15 protein-coding genes are annotated in these 16,613 nt (G+C 63.8%); 12 read left to right on the top strand and 3 right to left on the bottom strand.

Features of this window, described 5'->3' with window-relative positions; all coding sequences use genetic code 11:
* Nucleotides 1–71: 71 nt before the first annotated feature.
* The 12 genes from AT302_RS18285 (at nt 72) to AT302_RS18230 (ending at nt 14,316) form a co-directional block, all read left to right on the top strand.
* The gene (locus AT302_RS18285; RefSeq protein ID WP_058379668.1) at nt 72–1,958 is read left to right on the top strand and encodes a dipeptide ABC transporter ATP-binding protein; all 1,887 of its coding nucleotides are present in this window, start codon (nt 72–74) and stop codon (nt 1,956–1,958) included.
* A 137-nt stretch (nt 1,959–2,095) separates the two neighbouring features.
* Complete coding sequence (gene gsiB, locus AT302_RS18280) at nt 2,096–3,655, top strand: glutathione ABC transporter substrate-binding protein GsiB (RefSeq protein ID WP_058379667.1); 1,560 nt, start codon at nt 2,096–2,098, stop codon at nt 3,653–3,655.
* A gap of 138 nt (nt 3,656–3,793) precedes the next feature.
* Nucleotides 3,794–4,714, top strand: a complete 921-nt coding sequence (gsiC, locus tag AT302_RS18275; protein WP_058379666.1) for a glutathione ABC transporter permease GsiC — start codon at nt 3,794–3,796, stop codon at nt 4,712–4,714.
* A 10-nt stretch (nt 4,715–4,724) separates the two neighbouring features.
* Nucleotides 4,725–5,630 carry a glutathione ABC transporter permease GsiD gene (gsiD, locus tag AT302_RS18270; RefSeq protein ID WP_058379665.1) on the top strand — a complete coding sequence of 302 codons (906 nt, stop codon included), beginning with the start codon at nt 4,725–4,727 and terminating at the stop codon, nt 5,628–5,630.
* Nucleotides 5,631–5,649: 19 nt separating this feature from the next.
* A complete protein-coding gene (locus AT302_RS18265; protein WP_058379664.1) occupies nt 5,650–6,771 on the top strand; it encodes a DmpA family aminopeptidase in 1,122 nt (373 codons plus the stop codon).
* A gap of 92 nt (nt 6,772–6,863) precedes the next feature.
* Nucleotides 6,864–7,682 carry a M55 family metallopeptidase gene (locus AT302_RS18260; protein ID WP_058379663.1) on the top strand — a complete coding sequence of 273 codons (819 nt, stop codon included), beginning with the start codon at nt 6,864–6,866 and terminating at the stop codon, nt 7,680–7,682.
* A 271-nt stretch (nt 7,683–7,953) separates the two neighbouring features.
* Nucleotides 7,954–8,835, top strand: coding sequence for a DUF4118 domain-containing protein (locus AT302_RS18255; RefSeq protein WP_084656314.1), 882 nt, complete (start codon nt 7,954–7,956; stop codon nt 8,833–8,835).
* Between the two features lie 2 nt (nt 8,836–8,837).
* The gene (locus AT302_RS18250; RefSeq protein WP_064675108.1) at nt 8,838–9,707 is read left to right on the top strand and encodes an alpha/beta hydrolase; all 870 of its coding nucleotides are present in this window, start codon (nt 8,838–8,840) and stop codon (nt 9,705–9,707) included.
* Nucleotides 9,708–9,844: 137 nt separating this feature from the next.
* Nucleotides 9,845–11,050, top strand: a complete 1,206-nt coding sequence (locus AT302_RS18245) for an ABC transporter ATP-binding protein (protein ID WP_058379660.1) — start codon at nt 9,845–9,847, stop codon at nt 11,048–11,050.
* A gap of 92 nt (nt 11,051–11,142) precedes the next feature.
* Nucleotides 11,143–12,447 carry an ABC transporter substrate-binding protein gene (locus AT302_RS18240; RefSeq protein WP_058379659.1) on the top strand — a complete coding sequence of 435 codons (1,305 nt, stop codon included), beginning with the start codon at nt 11,143–11,145 and terminating at the stop codon, nt 12,445–12,447.
* Between the two features lie 88 nt (nt 12,448–12,535).
* Nucleotides 12,536–13,411: a carbohydrate ABC transporter permease gene (locus tag AT302_RS18235; protein WP_058379658.1), complete on the top strand. Its 876-nt coding sequence runs from the start codon at nt 12,536–12,538 to the stop codon at nt 13,409–13,411.
* Nucleotides 13,408–14,316: a carbohydrate ABC transporter permease gene (locus AT302_RS18230; protein WP_237171960.1), complete on the top strand. Its 909-nt coding sequence runs from the start codon at nt 13,408–13,410 to the stop codon at nt 14,314–14,316. Before AT302_RS18235 ends, AT302_RS18230 begins: the two co-directional genes overlap by 4 nt.
* 105 nt (nt 14,317–14,421) lie before the next feature.
* Here the strand turns inward: AT302_RS18230 and AT302_RS18225 are convergent, their stop codons facing one another.
* The 3 genes from AT302_RS18225 to rarD all read right to left on the bottom strand — a co-directional run bounded on the left by AT302_RS18225 (nt 14,422) and on the right by rarD (nt 16,376).
* Nucleotides 14,422–14,883 (bottom strand): universal stress protein, encoded by a 462-nt coding sequence (locus tag AT302_RS18225; RefSeq protein ID WP_058379657.1) that lies wholly within the window; start codon nt 14,881–14,883, stop codon nt 14,422–14,424.
* 197 nt (nt 14,884–15,080) lie between these two features.
* On the bottom strand, nt 15,081–15,362 hold the full coding sequence (locus tag AT302_RS18220) for a hypothetical protein (RefSeq protein ID WP_237171959.1): 282 nt from the start codon (nt 15,360–15,362) through the stop codon (nt 15,081–15,083).
* Nucleotides 15,363–15,455: 93 nt separating this feature from the next.
* Entirely contained in the window at nt 15,456–16,376 is a 921-nt protein-coding gene (gene rarD, locus AT302_RS18215) for an EamA family transporter RarD (protein ID WP_058379655.1), read from the bottom strand.
* Nucleotides 16,377–16,613: the final 237 nt, after the last annotated feature.

Below are 16,613 nucleotides of genomic sequence, written 5' to 3'. Positions count from 1 at the left end.
ATCAAGTCAGTATTCGTCGGCATCAGCAAGCATCAACAAGTATCAGCAAGCGTAGATTAGCGAGGACAGGCGTGGCAGAGCGCAAGACAACCCCTACGATTTCGTTGCCCGATGAGCGCGTGCTCGCCGTCGACGGCCTCACCGTGCAGTTCGCCACCTCAGAGCGCGTGGTGACGGCGGTGCGCGACCTGTCATTCCACGTCGATCGCGGCGAGACCCTCGCCATCGTCGGCGAATCCGGTTCCGGCAAATCGGTCACCTCGCTCGCCGCCATGCGTTTGGTGGAGAACGGCGGCGGCAAGATCATCCAAGGCTCGATGATCATGCGGCGCCGTAACGGCAAGCTGGTCGATCTGACCAAGGCCAGCGGTCATACCATGCGCACCATCCGTGGTGCCGACATGGCGATGATCTTCCAGGAGCCGATGACCTCGCTCAACCCGGTGTTCCCGGTGGGCGAGCAGATTGCCGAATCGATTCGCCTGCACCAGCACAAGGACCACGCCGCCGCGCGTGCCGAGGCGCTGCGCATGCTCGAACTCGTCCGCATTCCCGAAGCCCGCCGCGTGCTGGGCCGCTTTCCGCATCAACTCTCGGGCGGCATGCGCCAGCGCGTGATGATCGCGATGGCCTTGTCGTGCAAGCCGGGCATCCTGATCGCCGACGAACCCACGACTGCGCTCGACGTGACGATTCAGGCGCAGATTCTGCAACTGATTCGCGCGCTGCAAGACGAGATGCATATGGGCGTGGTCTTCATTACGCACGACATGGGTGTGGTGGCCGAAGTGGCCGACCGCGTACTCGTGATGCACCGTGGCGACAAGGTGGAAGCCGGTCCGTCGCAGGAAATCTTCAGCGCGCCGCGCGAGCGTTACACGCAGGCGTTGCTCTCAGCTGTGCCGCGTCTGGGCTCGATGCAGGGCACCGACCTGCCGGCGCGTTTCCCGCTGCTGCGTTACGACGCACCGGCTGACGCCAAGCCCGTCGCCGAGACACCCCAACCGACCGTCAAGACCGACGCCGGCCCGATTCTGCGCGTGAAAGATCTGATCGCACGCTTCGATGTGCCGTCGGGTTTCTTCGGCAGCGTGAAGCAGCGTGTGCACGCCGTCGAGCGCGTGAGTTTCGATCTGTATCCGGGCGAGACACTCGGTCTCGTGGGCGAGTCGGGCTGCGGCAAGTCCACGACAGGGCGTGCGTTGCTGCGTCTGGTGGCAAGTCAGGGCGGCTCGATCGAATTCAATGGCAAGCCGATTCAGGATCTCGCCGGGCGTGCCTTGCAGACGCTGCGCCGCGATATCCAGTTCATTTTCCAAGACCCGTTCGCCTCGCTCGATCCGCGCCTCACGGTCGGCTTCTCGATCATGGAGCCGCTGCTCGTGCACGGGGTCGCCAGCGGTGCCGAAGCCGAAAAGCGCGTGGCCGAACTGCTGGAGCGCGTAGGTCTGCCCGCCGATTATGCACAGCGCTACCCGCATGAATTCTCGGGCGGCCAGCGTCAACGTATTGCCATTGCGCGTGCCCTCGCACTCAAGCCGAAGGTCGTGATCGCCGACGAATCCGTCTCGGCGCTCGACGTGTCGGTACAGGCTCAGATCATCAACCTGATGCTCGACTTGCAGAAAGAGTTCGGCATCGCGTTCCTGTTCATTTCGCACGATATGGCCGTGGTCGAGCGCATCAGCCACCGGGTGGCGGTGATGTTCCTTGGCCAGATCGTCGAGATAGGCCCGCGCCGGGCGATCTTCGAGAATCCGCAGCACCCGTACACGAAGAAGCTCATGTCGGCGGTGCCGATTGCCGACCCGTCACGTCGTCACGCCAAGCGCGAACTGCTCACGGAAGAAATTCCGAGCCCGATTCGCGCCGTGGGCGACGAGCCCCAGGTGCAGCCGCTGGTGGAAGTGGGCGCGGGGCACTACGTGGCACGTCATCGCGTGGCCGGTGCTTACTGATTGATGTTGTGAGTGTTTCGGGGGTTTCCCCGGTGGTTCAGGCAGTACTTTGTTTCAGTAATAACAATGCCCGCCAAGGGCCGGAGTCCAGAGGCTCCGCTCGCGGCGACCCCGTCAGACCAGAAGGAGAAAGACAGATGTCGAAAACCGCTTTGCTGGGCGCTCGCTGGAAAACCGCGCTCGCGTCCGTCGCCGTGGCGTCCGCCGTGCTCGGCGCAGCTCCGGCGTTTGCCGCCAAGGATGTCGTGATGGCCGTGCAGTCGACCTTCACGACGATGGATCCTTACGACGCCAACGACACGCTGTCGCAGGCCGTCGCCAAGTCGTTCTACGAAGGCATGTTCGGCTTCGACAAGGACATGAAGCTCGTCAACGTGCTGGCCGATAGCTACACGGTCTCGCCGGACGGCCTCGTCTACACGATCAAGCTCAAGTCGGGCGTGAAGTTCCAGGACGGCACGAACTTCGATGCCGCCGCCGTCAAGGCGAACTTCGACCGCGTGACGAACCCGGACAACAAGCTCAAGCGCTACAACCTGTACAAGGAAATCGCCAAGACGGAAGCGGTCGATGCCCACACGGTGAAGTTCACGCTCAAAGAGCCGTTCTCGCCGTTCATCAACACGCTGGCCCACCCGTCGGCCGTGATCATCTCGCCGGAAGCGCTCAAGAAGTACGGCAAGGACATCGCCTCGCACCCGGTCGGCACGGGCCCGTTCGAATTCGTCGAATGGAACCGCACCGACTACGTGAAGGTGAAGAAGTTTGACGGCTACTGGAAGAAGGGCTACCCGAAGGTCGACACGATCACCTTCAAGCCGGTGGTCGACAACAACACGCGCGCTGCCGTGATGCAGACCGGCGAAGCCGGCTTTGCCTTCCCGGTGCCGTACGAACAAGCTGACGGCCTGAAGGCCAGCGGCAAGGTCGACGTGATCGCCGGCCCGTCGATCATTCAGCGCTATGTGAGCTTTAACACGAAGCAGAAGCCGTTTGACGACGTGCGCGTGCGTCAGGCCATCAACTACGCCATCAACAAGGAAGCACTGGTCAAGGTGGCCTTCGCTGGCTACGCGACGCCGGCCGATGGTGTGGTGCCGCAGGGCGTGGACTTCGCGACGAAGACGGGCCCGTGGCCGTACAACCCGGCCAAGGCGAAGGAACTGCTCAAGGAAGCCGGTTACCCGAACGGTTTCGAGACCACGCTGTGGTCGGCTTACACGTACACGACCGCCCAGAAGGTGATCCAGTTCGTGCAGCAGCAATTGGCACAGGTCGGCATCAAGGCGCAAGTGCGTGCCCTCGAAGCCGGTCAGCGTGTCGAGCTGGTCGAGTCGGCGCCGGATCCCGAGAAGGCACCGGTGCGCATGTACTACGTGGGCTGGTCGTCGTCGACGGGTGAAGCCGACTGGGCGCTGCGTCCGTTGCTGAGCTCGGAGTCGTTCCCGCCGAAGCTGTTCAACACCGCGTACTACAAGAACGACGCGGTGGATGCCGACTTCAACAAGGCGCTGCTCACGACCGACCGTGCCGAGAAGACGAAGCTCTACACCGACGCACAACAGAAGATCTGGAACGATGCCCCGTGGGCGTTCCTCGTGACGGAAAAGCTGCTGTACGCACGCAATAAGAACCTGACGGGCGTGTACACCATGCCTGACGGCTCGTTCAACTTCACCGATATTTCGATGAAGTAAGCAGGACGGCGAGTCTGAAGTGCCCGCGCCGCCACCGACACACGGTGGCGGCGCGGATTTACCGGCAACCCGGCAGGCACTGCGCCACCGATAGCCGCGAGAGAGACCTGGTTTGGTAAGACGTTCGGCAAGACTGCGATGCTCAATTACTTTTTCAAACGCCTGCTCGGCCTGATCCCCACGCTACTGATCGTGGCGGTGCTGGTGTTCGCGTTCGTGCACATGTTGCCGGGCGACCCGGCGCGTCTGGCGGCCGGTCCGCAGGCGGACGAGGCGACCGTGGCGCTGGTGCGTCAGGACCTCGGCCTCGACAAGCCGCTGCTGTCCCAGTTCACGTACTTCGTCACGCACGCGGTGCGCGGCGATTTCGGCCTGTCGATGCGCAGCAAGCAACCGGTTTCGGAAGAAATCAGCAGCCGCTTCATGCCCACGCTGTGGCTCACACTGGTCAGCATGATCTGGTCGGTGGTGATCGGCATGGGCATCGGCGTGGCCTCGGCCGTGTGGCGTAATCGCTGGCCCGACCGGCTCGGCATGACGCTGGCGGTCTCGGGCATCTCGTTCCCGGCGTTCGCCATGGGCATGCTGCTCATGCAGGTGTTTTCGGTGCAACTCGGCTGGCTGCCCACCATGGGCGCCGATTCGTGGAAGAGCTACATCCTGCCCTCGATCACGCTGGGCGCGGCCGTGGCCGCCGTGATGGCACGCTTCACCCGCTCGGCCTTCGTCGAAGTGCTGCACGAAGACTTTGTGCGCACCGCCCGTGCGAAGGGCCTGAACGAAATGCGCGTGGTGTTCAAGCATGCGCTGCGCAATGCCATGATTCCCGTCATCACGATGATGGGGTTGCAGTTCGGTTTTCTGCTCGGCGGCTCGATTGTCGTCGAGGTGGTATTCAACTGGCCGGGCCTTGGGCGCCTGCTGGTCGATTCGGTCGAGATGCGCGACTACCCCGTGATTCAAGCGCTGGTGCTGCTGTTCTCGCTCGAGTTCATTCTGATCAACCTCGTGGTCGACGTGCTGTACGCCGTCATCAACCCGACCATTCGCTACAAGTGAGGCACGCATAATGAGCGCGGGTCAACCTACGACTGCAACACCGGCCGCCGCGGCCAATGCCAATCGCGTGCGCACTCCGTGGCGCGAATTCTGGCGCAAGTTCAAGAAGCAGCACATCGCGCTCGTCGCGGGTGGTTTCGTGCTGTTGCTTGTCCTCATCGCCATTCTGGCGCCGCATCTGGTGCCGTTCGATCCGGAGAACTTCTTCGATTACGACGCCCTGAATGCCGGGCCGTCGGCCAAACACTGGTTCGGCGTCGATTCGCTCGGCCGCGACATCTTCAGCCGAGTGCTCGCGGGCACGCGCATCTCGCTGGCGGCGGGCTTCGGCTCGGTGGCCATCGGTGCGATCATCGGCACGGTGCTGGGGCTGCTGGCTGGCTATTACGAAGGCTGGTGGGACCGCATCGTCATGCGTATCTCCGACGTGCTGTTCGCCTTCCCGGGCATCTTGCTGGCCATCGGCGTGGTGGCCGTGCTGGGTAACGGCATGGTCAACGTGATCGTGGCCGTCGCGATCTTCTCGATCCCGGCGTTTGCGCGGCTGGTGCGCGGCAATACGCTCGTGCTCAAGCACATGACGTACATCGAAGCGGCGCGCTCGATCGGTGCGTCCGACTGGACGATCATCATGCGGCACATTCTGCCGGGCACGGTATCGTCGATTGTGGTGTACTTCTCGATGCGTATCGGCACGTCGATCATCACGGCCGCGAGTCTGTCGTTCCTCGGTCTGGGCGCGCAACCGCCCACGCCGGAGTGGGGCGCCATGCTCAACGAGGCGCGCGCCGACATGGTCAACGCACCGCATATCGCCATCTTCCCGAGCCTGGCCATTTTCCTGACCGTGCTCGCGTTCAACCTGCTCGGCGACGGCCTGCGCGACGCGCTCGATCCGAAGCTCGACCGACACTGAGCATTTGACAGGGCTTGTCATGATGCAGACGCCAGACTTGCGCGAAACCTCTTTCGGCGCGCCGCACGTCGGGCTTCTGCCGGCCGGCCCGCGCGATGCCATCACCGATGTGCCCGGCGTATTCGTCGGGCATGCCACCCTCGCCGAGGGGGCGATCCAGACGGGGGTGACGGTGGTCTGCCCAACACCGGCTGAAGGGCTGCCGGGAAGTGCACATGACACCGTGCCGCCGCCCGCCTGGGACCCGTTCCGCGCCAGAATTCCCGCCGCCGCCGCTGTCATCAACGGTTTCGGCAAGAGCGTCGGTCTGATGCAGATCGACGAACTCGGCGTGATCGAAGCGCCTATCGCCCTGACCAATACGTTCTCTGTCAGCCACGTCGTCCTCGGGCAGTTGCGTGCTGCCATCGAGGCGAACCCGACGATCGGGCGCGGTGCGCCGTCGCTCAACCCCACCGTGCTCGAATGTAACGACGGCTATCTGAACGATATGCAGGCGTTCGCCGTGACCGAAGACCACTATGCGGAGGCACTCGCCAGCGCCTCGGTCGACTTTGCACAGGGGGCCGTCGGGGCAGGGCGCGGGATGTCGAGCTTCGGTCTGAAGGGCGGCATCGGCTCGTCCTCGCGCGTGGTCGAAACGGCGGGGGCAACCTTTACCGTGGGTGTGCTGGTGCTCTCCAATTTCGGCCGCCCGTCGCAACTGACCATTGCCGGGCGCCACGTCGGCGCTGTGCTCGACGAACGTCTGGCCCAACCCGAGCAGAGCGCGGCGCCCGAGCGCGGCTCGATCATCATGCTGGTGGCCACCGATGCCCCGCTCGACGCCCGCCAGTTGCGCCGCGTCGCCACGCGCACGGCCGCCGGGCTGGCCCGCACCGGCTCGGTCTATGGTCACGGCAGCGGCGATGTCGCGCTGGCTTTCACCACCGGTTATACGACGGCGCACGACGCGCAAGGGCGGGTTGCCCCTGCGGCGCTGGTGCCGGACCCGTTACTCGACCCCATTTTTCAGGCGACGGCCGATGCGACCGAGCAGGCCATTCTGCACGCGCTCTTTGCCGCCGAGTCGGTGCTGGGGCGCAACGGCCATGTGCGCCGTGCGCTCGCCGATGTGCTGCCCGACTGGGCGGCGCTCTGAACCCCTTGATTCCTGCCTGATCCCAGTTTTGAACTGGAATCTCGCGTCCACCCGATTGCGGCCACTTATGGCCACCCCGAATTGCTGACATCATGCGAATCCTGATCTCTACCGACATCGAGGGCGTCGCCGGCGTCTTCCATCCCGAACAGACCCGCGCCGGTAATGGCGAGTACGAACGCGCCCGGCGCTGGATGACGCAGGAGGCGAACGCCGCCGTCCTCGGGGCGTTCGAGGGCGGGGCGACCGAGGTGATGGTCAACGACTCGCACGGCGGCTTCCGCAACCTGCTGCCAGACGAGCTCGACCCGCGCGCCCGTCTGGTGCTCGGCAAACCGCGCTATCTGGGCATGGTGGCCGGTGTGGAAGCCGGTTGCGACGCCATTTTCATGGTCGGTTATCACGGCAAAGCCCAGAGCGCGGGGATTCTCGCGCACACGATCAACAGCTTCGCGTTTGCACGGGTCTGGCTGGCGGGCGAAGAAGCCAGCGAAGCGCGCCTGTATGGCGCACTGGCTGGTGAGCGCGGCGTGCCGGTGGTGATGGCCAGCGGTGACGACGTGTTCTGCGACGAGACGCAACTGATCTTCCCGCACGTGCGGTTCGTCCAGACGAAGGCCGCATGGGGGCAGGGCAGTGGCATGACGCTCAACCCGCGCGAGTCGTGCGAGCTGATTCGCGAGGCCGCCCGAGAGTCGCTGAGCGACCGGCGCAAATGGCATCCGTACCAAGTGGCGGTGCCGGTGGAGGTGCGCGTGCAAGCGCAAACCACCGCGCTGGCCGATCTGTTCTGTCAGTGGCCCACGCTGGAACGTGTCGATGGCGTGACACTCCAGTTCACGGCGCCCACGGTCGAGGCCGCCGTACGCATGCTCAACTGCCTCTCGGCGATGTCGTCGATGCTGCGGTAATCGCCCGGGTTCCCCTCTCGACTACCCCTGACCCTAATGCCGCCAGTGTCTTTGCCATGAGGGCAACGGCCGGGTGCCAAGCCGGGAAACCTGCGGCAAACCCATGCCAGCCGGGCATCCACTGCCCTGTTGTTAAGAAGCGACTGAGTTAGGGTTTGGGACAGCCGACGCGTTTTTGGTGCCGTGCGATAATCCGTAATATTTTGTAACAGGCGACCGCTGCGGTCATGTCTGTGGATTGTTGAGCGTCGGCCATGACCGACGGGGAATCATGGATATCAGAAACGCCCGACGTTGGGCGGAGCCCGGTGCCAAGCGCTATGCCGGGGCATTGATGGTGGTATTTGCTGCGTTTCTCTTTCGCAGCCTCTTGCATCCGGTGCTCGATCACTCGATGCCGGGTATCTTCTTCGCTTGCGCCGTTATCATCGTCGAATTCATCTGGGGCCTGGGCCCGGCCCTGATGGCGATGGTCATCAGCATCCCCATTTTTGATTTCTTCTTCGTGCCGCCGTTTCGCGACATCGCGATGCTCGACCGTCGCGACGTGATGATCGTCACGGGCTTTCTGACGATTACGCCGCTGGCCGTCGTGCTCATCGAACGCCTGCGCCGCGCGCAATACCGGGCTGAACTGATCGCCGAAGTCGCCCAGACGCGCTACGAAATGCTGCTGCGTGCCGAGAACGAACGCATGGTGCTGTCCGACTCGGTGCAGTTGAGCAACGCGCTGATGACGTATCTGACCAAGCATCTGGATACGATTTTTTATCTGGCGAACCCGACCACCCACTACGAGTTTATCGACGAGCATTTTCGTCGTGCGACCGGTGTTGCGCCGGACGTCGTCAAGCGCGACGGCCTGCGTGCCTTGCTGCATCCGGAAGACGCACGGCGTCTGGCCGGGTTGTTCAATCCCGATGCGCAGCGCCCGCAACACGGCGCCCACAACCTGCGCATGCTGAGCCGCGATGGCGGCTATGAGATGTTTGCCTGCGAACTGCAATACTTCCAGGCCCATCTGGGTACGTATGTCATTCTGCGTCTGCATTCGGGGCCGGCGGTACGTCCGGTCACGCCGTTGCATACGCTCACGCCCGCTGCGAATGCGCGCGAAGTTAAAGAGGCGCCGGTCGTCTCGGGCGGAGTTTGAGCATGTTTCAAGAAGATATCTATTACAAGGGTGGCGAACACGCGGTGCTGCTGCTGCCGGGACTCTCGAGCACACCGCTCGAAATGCGTCCCGTCGCACGTGCGCTGCATCGTGAGGGCTACACCGTCTCGGTGCCGCATATCGAAGGCTACGGCCTCGGCGCGCCTTGCAGCGACTGGCGCTCGTGGATCGCCGCCGCGCGGGCCAAGTACCGCGAGTTGCGCGAGACGCATGAGACCGTGTCGCTGTGCGGGCTGTGCATCGGCGCCACGCTGAGTCTGGCCGTCGCGCAGGAAGAAGAGGACGTGGCGGCGCTCTCGCTGCTGGCGGTCACGCTGGTGTACGACGGCTGGACCATTCCCTGGTACTACCCGCTCATCGATCTGGTCTTCCACACGCCGTTCCGTCATCGCTATCGCTATCACGAGAAGGCGCCGTACGGGCTGAAGAACGAAGCGCTGCGTGCGCGCGTGGCCAAGTCCATGTCGCAGCACGACGCGTCGGAAATCGGCGCCGCATCGCTGCCGCTCGCGCATCTGTATCACGCGCGCCGGCTGGCGGCGCATGTGCGTCGCCGGTTGGATCGCGTCACTGCCGACTGTCTGGTGATTCACGCCGTCGACGACGACACGTCGAGCCCGCACAACGCGCGCATCGTGTACGACGGTGTGTCGTCGGAAGTGAAGCAGAAATGCCTGCTCAGCGAGAGCTATCACATCCTGACGATGGATAACGAGCGCGAGACCGTGGCTGACGAGACGCGCCGTTTCTTCCGCGACGCCGTGGCGCGCCGCACCGGTGCATCGTCGACCGAGACGCGCATCATCTCCAAGGCGCTGCTGCGCGCCAAGCGCCGTCAGGCGGCAGCGTAAGTCACAACGTTAGGCAGAGCAGGCCCTAACCCGGTGCAATACCGGGGATGTGACATGTCATCAAACTGCCATCGATGGCCGGTTATGGTCGGGGTTTTACGATCCCGGCGCCCGTCAGGGCTCCTGCATATCCGGCCATGTCATCGCTCACCATCGATTCCGTCAGCAAGCAGTGGGGCGATACACACGCGCTTCACGATGTGAGCTTTTCCGCTGAGGCTGGTTCGCTCGTGGTGCTGCTCGGCCCGTCGGGTTGTGGCAAATCGACGTTGCTGCGTATGATCGCCGGCCTCGAGACGCCAAGCAGCGGCCGTATTCTGCTCGGCGACACCGATGTGACCGGCTTGCCGCCCGCACGTCGCAAGCTCTCGATGGTGTTCCAGTCGTATGCGCTGTTCCCGCATCTGTCGGTGCGCGAGAACCTGCTGTTCGGCCTGCGCGTACGTGGTGAGCCGACGAGCGGCTACCCGCAGCGTCTGGCCCGCGTGGCCGACCTGCTGGGCCTCGCGCCCTACCTCGATCGCAAACCATCGCAACTCTCCGGCGGTCAGCAGCAACGCGTGGCGCTGGGCCGTGCCGTGATTGCCGAAACGTCGGTCTGTCTGATGGACGAACCGCTCTCGAATCTCGACGCGCAACTGCGTCAGGAGATGCGCCGCGAGATTCGCGCGCTTCAACAGAAGCTCGGCATGACGCTGGTCTATGTGACCCACGATCAGACCGAAGCGATGAGCATGGCCGATCAGGTCGTGCTGCTGCGCGATGGCCGTATCGAACAAGCCGGCGCGCCGCAATCCCTTTACACCGCCCCCGCCACACGCTTTGCCGCGAGCTTCATTGGCACGCCGCCGATGCAGTTGCTGCAACTGGTGCGTCATGGCGAAGCGCTGGTGCCGGCGGGCCAGACCGGCCCCGCACTTGCCTCGGCGGGCACCCGCGAGCGCGCGCTGCTGGGCCTTCGCCCGGAACACGTTTGCGCCGTGCCGCCGACGTCGGTCGGTGCCGTACTCGCCACCGTGAGCGCGGTCGAATACCTCGGCGCAGACACACTGGTTGCCTGCACGTTGGGCGCGGCCGGTGAGATCGCCACACGCGTACCGGGGCATCGCCCGTTCGCGCCGGGCGACGCCATCGGCCTGCAATGGGACGCCGCCGATCAGCACCTGTTCGACGCCGAAACCGGCCTGCGCACGAGTGTGACGGCAGGGCAGGGGCATCACGCTGCCGATGCGGATGACGCGCCTCACGTGGCCGATACGCCTGCGTCGCTCGCGACGATGGTGCCTCCGGCCACGCTGCAAGCCACGACGGCCGCGACCACCTCCGCCGCGACCACCGCATAACACGCCTGACCGGCGCACCACGCGCACGGCTTCGGCGAATCACCACAAAACTACGAGTCACACCACCACGCTTTCATGGGGAACCAAGCGACATGCGACGCACGATTCTGAAAACGTTTGCGGCCAGTCTTGCCGCAATGGCAATGGGCGGCCTGACGACCTCGGCCATGGCGCAGCAAAAGCCGGTTGAACTGACGTTCTACTACCCGGTGGCCGTTGGCGGCCCGGTGACCAAGATCATCAACGATCTGGTGGCCGACTTCGAAAAAGATCATCCGAACATCAAGGTCAAGCCGGTCTACGCAGGCACCTATCAGGATTCGGTGGTCAAGGCGCTGACGGCTGCCAAGGCCGGCACGCCGCCGCAACTGGCCGTCTTGGCCGCCGCCGACGTCTTCACGCTCATCGACGAAGATGCCGTGGTGCCGATCGACAGCATCGCCAGCACGTCGGCCGACAAGCAGTGGCTCGACGGCTTCTACCCGGCGTTGATGATGAACTCGCGCATCAACGGTCATACGTGGGGCGTGCCGTTCCAGCGTTCGACCATCGTGATGTACTGGAACAAGGACCTGTTCCGCGAAGCCGGTCTCGACCCGGATCGTGCCCCGGCCAACTGGGAAGAACTTGCCACCTACGCGCAAAAGCTGACCAAGCGCGATGCGTCGGGCAACGTGACGCAGTGGGGGATCAAGGTGCCGTCGACGGGCTTCGGTTACTGGCTGTTCCAGGCGTTCACCACGCCGGCCGGTATCGAGCTGATGAACGCGTCGGGTACCAAGACGTTCCTGAATGCGCCGCAAGCGGTCGAATCGCTCCAGTACTGGGTCGATCTCGCGACCAAGTACAAGGCGATGCCGACGGGGTCGATCGAGTGGGGCACTACGCCGAAGGACTTCCTCGAGAAGAAGGCCGCGATCATCTACACGACCACGGGCAACCTGACCAACATTCGCACCAACGCCACGTTCCCGTTCGGCGTGGGCAAGATGCCGGCGAAGGTGCGTGGCGGCAGCCCGACCGGCGGCGGCAACTTCTACGTGTTCAAGAAGAGCACGCCGGAAGAGAAGCAGGCAGCGATGACCTTCATCAAGTGGGCCACCACGCCGGAGCGTGCGGCGCAGTTCGGTATCGACACGGGCTACGTGGCCGTGACGCCGGCCGCGTGGGAGACCCCGGCGATGAAGCAATACGTGCAGAAGGTGCCCGCCGCCGCGGTCGCTCGCGATCAACTGGGCAGCAGCGTCGCCGAGTTCTCGACGCACGACAACCAGCGCGTGACCAAGGCGCTCAACGACGCGCTGCAAGCCGCGTTGACGGGTACCAAGTCGCCGAAGCAGGCGCTTGACGATGCGCAACGCGAATCGGATCGCATCCTGCGTGCTTACGCTCGCTAATTGAAATGCGGGACCGCGGCATGCCGGCACATCGATGTCACGACGTGCAGGGGTGTCCGGTCCCGAGTACCGAATCGATGGACTGTCGATGAACCGCTCTTCCTCCTCGTGGGTGCCCTGGCTGCTGCTGTTACCGGCGCTGGTGCTGCTCGTCGCCTTCACGCACTATCCGGCAGTCGCCACCTTGTGGCACAGCTTCTATTCGACAGCACGTGCGGGGGCGCCTTCGGTCTACGTGGGGGCCGAGAACTATCAGTTGTTGCTCGATGACCCGGTGTTCTGGCAAGCGTTGCGTAACAACGTGCTGTTTGCGCTGATTACCGTGCCGCTCGCGATTGCGATCTCGATTGCCATGGCACTTTGGGTGCACCGTCAGGTGCCGGGGCGCGCGCTGCTGCGTCTCGCGTATTTCACGCCCGCCATTCTGCCGATGATTGCGGTGGCGAACATCTGGCTCTTCTTCTACACGCCGCAATACGGCCTGATTGCGCAGATCTCGCAAGCGTTCGGCGGCAGTGATTACAACTGGCTGGGTCAGCCGGGCACGGCGTTGCCTGCGTTGATGATCGTGACGATCTGGAAAGAAGCCGGTTTCTTCATGATTTTCTATCTGGCGGCGCTGCAACAGATCTCGCCGACGCTCGCGGAAGCCGCTGCACTGGAAGGCGCGTCGCGCTGGCAGTTCTTCCGCCGGGTGCAATGGCCGCTGCTCATGCCCACGACGCTGTTCGTGGTGATCAACGCCGTGATCAATGCTTTCCGTCTGGTCGATCACGTGGTGGTGATGACGCGTGGCGGGCCCGATAACGCCACGCAACTGCTGCTGTACTACATCTATCAGGTGGCGTTCAGCTTCTGGGACACGTCGTACGCGGCAGCGCTCACGGTGGTATTGCTCACCCTGCTGGCCGTGGTTGCCTTCGTGAAATTCCGTCTGCTCGATTCGCGCACGCACTACCAATGACGATACCCGCACAGCCGCTTCAGACTTCCCGCCCGATCGATCCGGCGACTGCCACTGGCGGGAAAAAGCCGCGCGCGGCGTTGCCGGCGTTCTCCGCCACCGGCGACACCCGCTTTATCGACATCGCCGGGGCTTGGTTGCTCGGCTTGCTCTGGCTGCTGCCATTGCTCTATGCGCTGTGGAGCGCGTTCCACCCGTCGGCCTATGCGACGCGGTTCTCGCTCTCGGCACCGCTCACGCTCGATAACTTCGTGCACGCGTGGCAGGCGGCCCCGTTTGGCCGGTATCTGATCAATACCTTCGTGCTGGTCACGGTAATTCTCGCGGCGCAACTGGTGCTCGCGACGCTCGCGGCCTACGCGTTTGCGCGCTTCACGTTCCGTGGCAGCGAAGTCGCGTTCATGATCGTGCTGCTGCAATTGATGGTGATGCCCGACGTGCTGATCGTCGAGAACTACCGCACGATCGCGTGGATGGGGTTGCGCGACTCGATTCTCGGCATCGCGCTGCCGTACTTTGCCTCGGCGTTCGGCATCTTCCTGCTGCGACAGGCGTTCAAGACGGTGCCCAAAGAACTGGACGATGCGGCGCGCGTGGAAGGGGCGAATGCGTGGCAGGTGCTGTGGCGCGTGTATGTGCCGTTGGCGCGCCCGGTGTACGTGGCGTATGCGCTGGTGTCGATCAGCCATCACTGGAACAACTTTCTGTGGCCGCTGATCGTGACGAACTCGGTTGAGACGCGTCCGCTCACCGTGGGCTTGCAGATCTTCTCGTCGACCGATCAGGGCATCGACTGGTCGCTGATTACTGCCGCTACGTTGATGACTGCCGCGCCACTGTTCATCGCGTTCCTGCTGTTCCAGCGTCAGTTCGTGCAGTCGTTCATGCGCGCGGGGATTCGTTGATGCGCTGATTTGGCGATTCACTGAGGACACAAAACAAAACGGCACGCCGCAGGGGCGTGCCGTTTTGCTTCAGGCGGGCGCTGCTGCCGGAGCAGCCGACGCTGATTACTTGTCGGCGGCTTTGACGAGCAGCACCGGCACAGTGGTAATACGCAGCAGCGTTTCGGCCACGCTGCCCAGCAACAGGCGGTTGATACCGCGGCGGCCATGCGTGCCGAGCACGATCACGTCGGCGCTCCATTCCTGCGCTTCGCGCAGCACGGCATCGGCGATCTCGTCGGTACCGGCGTCGAGCGTGACCAGCTTCGTTTCGACGTCCACACCGCGCTTCTTCAAATCGGCCTGCGCCGTGGCGAGAATCTCGCTCGTTTCCTTCTCGAACGATTCCTGGCTCTCGAGCGGCACAAAGCCGCTGTAGGCACCGGCAGCGTAGGCGTTGGCGAGCGACGGCACCACCGACACCAGACGAATCTTGCCCTGGCTCAGGGCAACGAGTTTCACGGCCTCGTCGATAGCGCGATTGGAAGGCGTACTACCGTCGATCGATACCAGAATGCGGTCATACATGATGGCGTCCTCTTGAGGGCTGGTGAGCTGGCGGATTGGGAATCCGGGATGTTTTTATTCTCGCACCGCACGCATCGAAAGTCATGCAACCAGATGCGGGGGAATTGACGGCACGCAATAACGCATCGTAATGCCAACGGCCGGCGCGCGCACGTCAGGGCGCTGGGCCGGCCGGGAGTCCCGTATTGAAGCGGAAATCAGTTCGCCTGACAGGCAATCACCAGATTGGCGACATTGCTGCTCACATCGCGGGTGAGCACATCGTAATTCTTGCCGGCACATTGGGTGCGGGCGCGTTGATCGCAGTCGCCACTCGACGCGGCGGAGCATTGAATCTGCTGCGTGGGGCGGCCGTCCGACGTGAACAGCGGCGCGGAAGTCCCGCACGCGGAGAGCGAAAGTGTCAGCATCCCCGAGGACAACAACATAGCGATCTTGGCGAGTTTTTTCATCGTATTGGTCTGACCTGACTGGCTCACGCGAGTATAGCCTGCCGCCTCATCAGTGCCCACTGCACGGCTTGCCGTCGCCCCGGGCGAGGCCGCCCGAGGTCGTCGTTCGGCTTATTTTCGTCAGGCCTCGGGCACGCCTGCCGGGGCAGGGCGGCCCAGCCGCTGGCGGCGCAGGGTGCGCAGACTGTCGAACACCACCAGCGCGACGCCGATCCAGATCGGCACATAGGTCCACAGGCCTTGCGAGGTGAACGGTTCGCCCAGGACGAACAGCGACACCGCGAAGAGCAGCACCGGCTCGACGTAGCCCAGAATGCCGTACAGCCCGATGGGCAGCAGCCGTGCCGCGCCGAAGGTGCCGGCCAGCGCACTGGCGCTCAGCAGGCCGAGGGCGGGCAACCATAGCCAGAAACGCGGCTCGGCCAGCACCATGGCGTTCTGCGGCCATGCGTGCCAGAGCAGAACGGCGGCAACCGGGGTCATCAGCAGCATTTCGAGCACAAAGCCGCACAGGGCGTCGAGCCGCAGTTGGCGGCGCAGCATGAAATACGGCGGATAGCCGAACATGATGAGCGCCGTCACCCACGACAGCGCCCGCGTGGACCACAACTCGTGGGCGACCCCGACGATCGCGAAGGTCACCGCGAGCGTTTGCAACGGGCTCAGGCGTTCCTTGTACACCGTGCGTCCGGCCAGCACCATCGTGAGCGGCAGCAGAAAGTAGCCGAGCGAAGCGTCGAGCATGCGCTGCTGCAACGGTGCCCAGACGAACAGCCAGAGTTGCACGCCCAGCAACATCGCGCACAGCACCAACGCACCAAGGGCCGCAGGGCGGTGCAGCACGTGCGACATCGTGTGCTTGAGCACGGGCCAGCGTTGGAGCACGGTGACGATGACCAGTGCGCCGGGGAGTGTGAGCAGAATGCGCCAGGCGAACACGTCCAGCCCCGACAACGGGGCCAACTGCGAGACAAGCGCAGGCATCACTGCAAACAAGACGGATGCCGAGACGGAGAGCATCACGCCGCGACCGGAAAGCATGAGAATCCTGAGGGAAGGCGGGGGGAGGCCGGGGCTTGCCCGGCAGTCAGGCCGCGAGCATAGCAAATTTGTGTCGTTTTGCGCTGGATTGGTGCGTAATGCAGGCGCATGACTTCGGCACCTTGTATGATCGCGAGGCGTTGACGTGCCTCGCTGGTGGCGCTCAACGCCGATATCGGCCAGCGCCTTGCGCTGCGCCGATCCCTCTTATTTTTCGCAGGCCTTGATCCCAATGGC

This window comes from Pandoraea norimbergensis, from assembly GCF_001465545.3.
In the GTDB taxonomy this organism is placed as follows: Bacteria; Pseudomonadota; Gammaproteobacteria; order Burkholderiales; family Burkholderiaceae; genus Pandoraea; species Pandoraea norimbergensis.
This window is presented reverse-complemented; position numbering and strand designations above follow the sequence as displayed.

What these genes read in the sequence shown, in the direction of transcription:
- gsiB (WP_058379667.1), top strand. Translation starts at nt 2,096, where the DNA reads ATGTCGAAAACCGCTTTGCTGGGCGCTCGCTGGAAAACCGCGCTCGCG.
- gsiC (WP_058379666.1), top strand. Translation starts at nt 3,794, where the DNA reads ATGCTCAATTACTTTTTCAAACGCCTGCTCGGCCTGATCCCCACGCTA.
- gsiD (WP_058379665.1), top strand. Translation starts at nt 4,725, where the DNA reads ATGAGCGCGGGTCAACCTACGACTGCAACACCGGCCGCCGCGGCCAAT.
- AT302_RS18265 (WP_058379664.1), top strand. Translation starts at nt 5,650, where the DNA reads ATGATGCAGACGCCAGACTTGCGCGAAACCTCTTTCGGCGCGCCGCAC.
- AT302_RS18260 (WP_058379663.1), top strand. Translation starts at nt 6,864, where the DNA reads ATGCGAATCCTGATCTCTACCGACATCGAGGGCGTCGCCGGCGTCTTC.
- AT302_RS18255 (WP_084656314.1), top strand. Translation starts at nt 7,954, where the DNA reads ATGGATATCAGAAACGCCCGACGTTGGGCGGAGCCCGGTGCCAAGCGC.
- AT302_RS18250 (WP_064675108.1), top strand. Translation starts at nt 8,838, where the DNA reads ATGTTTCAAGAAGATATCTATTACAAGGGTGGCGAACACGCGGTGCTG.
- AT302_RS18245 (WP_058379660.1), top strand. Translation starts at nt 9,845, where the DNA reads ATGTCATCGCTCACCATCGATTCCGTCAGCAAGCAGTGGGGCGATACA.
- AT302_RS18240 (WP_058379659.1), top strand. Translation starts at nt 11,143, where the DNA reads ATGCGACGCACGATTCTGAAAACGTTTGCGGCCAGTCTTGCCGCAATG.
- AT302_RS18235 (WP_058379658.1), top strand. Translation starts at nt 12,536, where the DNA reads ATGAACCGCTCTTCCTCCTCGTGGGTGCCCTGGCTGCTGCTGTTACCG.
- AT302_RS18230 (WP_237171960.1), top strand. Translation starts at nt 13,408, where the DNA reads ATGACGATACCCGCACAGCCGCTTCAGACTTCCCGCCCGATCGATCCG.
- AT302_RS18225 (WP_058379657.1), bottom strand. Translation starts at nt 14,883, where the DNA reads ATGTATGACCGCATTCTGGTATCGATCGACGGTAGTACGCCTTCCAAT.
- rarD (WP_058379655.1), bottom strand. Translation starts at nt 16,376, where the DNA reads ATGCTTTCCGGTCGCGGCGTGATGCTCTCCGTCTCGGCATCCGTCTTG.